This is a genomic window from Microcoleus sp. S13_C3 (assembly GCF_036700905.1).
Classification (GTDB): Bacteria; Cyanobacteriota; Cyanobacteriia; order Cyanobacteriales; family Microcoleaceae; genus Microcoleus.
In genome coordinates this window covers 1-2,554 of the sequence record NZ_JAUBPT010000323.1, presented here as the reverse complement: position 1 = coordinate 2,554, position 2,554 = coordinate 1, and the positions used below count along the sequence as shown (strand labels likewise).

Below are 2,554 nucleotides of genomic sequence, written 5' to 3'. Positions count from 1 at the left end.
CTCAAATTTCCTAAGTATTTTTGCTTATTCATTCCAGCGTAGCAATGTACTATACTATGTAGTGCTATTGAAGTGCGAAATGTGGGTAATAAGTAATATAAACCTGAGTTCAAAGGTCAGCCCAACCAGGCGAGTATGGATTCCCAAGCCCGGTACAGAAGAGAAGCGACCTTTAGGAATCCCGACAATGAAAGACCGGGCATTGCAGGCGCTTGTTAAACTGGCACGCTTAACCAGAATGGGAAGCGCGATTTGAACCGAACCAATATGGGTTCAGACCTGGACGCTCGTGCCAAGATGCTATCGGGGCAATATTTAATGCGATTAGGTATAAGCAAAAATATGTGCTAGATGCCGACATCGCCAAATGCTTCGACAAAATCGACCATGAAGCACTGCTTAAAAAATTAAATACATTCCCGCTTTTACGCCGCCAAATCAGGGCATGGCTCCGAGCGGGGGTGATGGACGGACAGCAGTTGTTTCCAACACTTGAGGGAACACCACAGGGTGGAGTCATTTCTCCACTACTGGCTAATATAGCCCTCCACGGGATGGAACATCGAATTAAGGAATTTGCCAAAACCTTGGACATCAAAAAGTCAACAGGAAAAGGACAAATAAGCTGGCAACAGAAATGTAAAAGCATATCCTTAATAAGATACGCCGATGACTTCGTAATTCTCGCGCGTGATTTAACCGTTGTTCAAAAGTGTAAAGAGATAATCTCTGAATGGTTAAAAGGCATGGGTTTGGAGCTAAAATCCAGTAAAACAAGGATAGCTCACACAATGAGCAGCCACGATGGACAGCCTCCAGGATTCGATTTCCTGGGGTTTAAAGTCAGGCAATATCCATCTGGCAAATACACGCTTCGGGAAAAATCCCCAAGGTGAACTACTGGGTTTCAGTACAATCATCACCCCAAGCCCGGAAAAAGTCAAAATACACCTCAAAGAAATCGCAAGAGTAATAGACATCCACACAGCCAAATCTCAATCAGATTTAATTAAGAGGTTGAATTCTCTAATTATAGGGTGGGCTAACTATTACCGAACAGTTCCAAGTAGCAAAGTCTTCTATAAATTAGACTCCCTGGTGTATCAAAAACTCAGAGCTTGGGCAAATCATCGCCATCCGAAAAAATCGAAAACATGGGTGTCAAATAAATACTGGCAAACCATAGGCAATGATCACTGGGTATTCGCAACCAGGGAAGAAGGGACTAACCCTCTCCGGTTACGCAAACATGGTCAAATAAAAATCATAGACCATGCCAAAGTTAAAGGCGAATCGTCACCATACGACGGAAACTTAGTGTATTGGAGTACAAGAATGGGAAAACACCCTGAAAGTCCCAAAAGAGTGGCAACACTTCTTAAGATTCAAAAGGGTAAATGTTCTCACTGCGGATTACATTTTCGAGACGAAGATGTCATGGAAGTTGACCACAGAATTCCTAAATCGAAAGGTGGAAAGGATTCTTATGAAAACTGGGATTTACTTCACAGACATTGCCACGATATAAAGACTGCAACAGATGGCAGTCTGGGTACAAAATCTAGCTGTAAAAGTGCTAAACCTAAGCCACCCTCACATACAGAATGGTTCTGGAAAGAGGATATGTTGGTAACGCGGTATGAGTGACAATCACCGAGTCATTGAGGAGCCGTGTGAAGAGAAATTTTCACGCACGGTTTTGGAGAGCGGCGGCGCTCGTGAGAGTGTCGCCGACTTTAATTTTCTCGATAATGATTCGCTGCCTGCGTTCGGTGAAAAAACAGAGTGCGATTCGTTTAACCCAGCGCGACCTGAAAAGGTTGTTTAGTATGGGAAGCCCACTTCCCTAGCGGATTCACACCCGCTACTCCCACGTAAAAGACTTCATTTGAAGTCCGGTCACGCCTCAAGTAAGCAATGAACGAGATGGAATGCAGACCACGAAAGTAACTGAAACTGCTAGCCTAAAGCGGTAAGCGTGCAAGGGGGAATCCTCCAATGGTGAACGCAAGTGAACTATCATTTTAAACTGCGTTATACGAAAAGGAGCCAAATCAGGCTGACAGGCTCTGACCAAAAGGTAAGTGGACAGGATTTATAGTTTTGGTTTCTATAAATTGTGTGAACACGCATCTCCACCGCAGAATAGATAGCACCTAAAGGGGGATGGAAAAACTAAACGACACAACAGGGTAAGCCCCACAGAGTCTAAGAGAGGTCGAATACTCTTAGTAAGTCTAAGGTAACAAGGACAGAACACTCTGTCGGGTAAAGGATGGAAGAACAAGCAAACGCCAGCCTGTAATGGGATGGATAGAGGGTGGAACATCACCTCTGACCGAAAGGAAAGCAGACTTCTTCTGGGTCTTATACGAGAGAAACTCTCACAAAGGAATCAAATCTGAGGACAAGTTAGATGGTGTCAGCAATGACAACAAACGGACTAAAGAAACGACTTGAAGACTGGAACCAGGTTAACTGGGCGCGACCTGAACTGGTCGTTTAGAACGGGGAGCCTTCTCCCCTAGCGGATTCACACCCGCTACCCTCAAGT

Annotated in this window: 3 protein-coding genes and 1 pseudogene; all 4 read left to right on the top strand. The window is 44.6% G+C overall.

Annotated features, from left to right (window positions below; translation table 11 throughout):
- Positions 1–256, top strand: a 256-nt coding sequence (locus QUA16_RS36365; protein WP_333181784.1) for a hypothetical protein, incomplete at its 5' end; no start/stop codon positions are given.
- Positions 257–302: 46 nt separating this feature from the next.
- Positions 303–896 carry a reverse transcriptase/maturase family protein gene (locus tag QUA16_RS36360; RefSeq protein ID WP_333109462.1) on the top strand — a complete coding sequence of 198 codons (594 nt, stop codon included), beginning with the start codon at positions 303–305 and terminating at the stop codon, positions 894–896.
- Positions 805–1,116 (top strand): annotated as a pseudogene (locus QUA16_RS36355) (group II intron maturase-specific domain-containing protein); the annotation flags it as partial. The gene QUA16_RS36360 and the pseudogene QUA16_RS36355, both read left to right, overlap by 92 nt.
- A gap of 219 nt (positions 1,117–1,335) precedes the next feature.
- Positions 1,336–1,647 (top strand): HNH endonuclease signature motif containing protein, encoded by a 312-nt coding sequence (locus QUA16_RS36350; protein ID WP_333181786.1) that lies wholly within the window; start codon positions 1,336–1,338, stop codon positions 1,645–1,647.
- Positions 1,648–2,554: the final 907 nt, after the last annotated feature.

Bases quoted from the DNA above. Each gene is read 5' to 3' on its own strand.
- QUA16_RS36350 (WP_333181786.1), top strand. From the start codon at position 1,336: ATGGGAAAACACCCTGAAAGTCCCAAAAGAGTGGCAACACTTCTTAAG.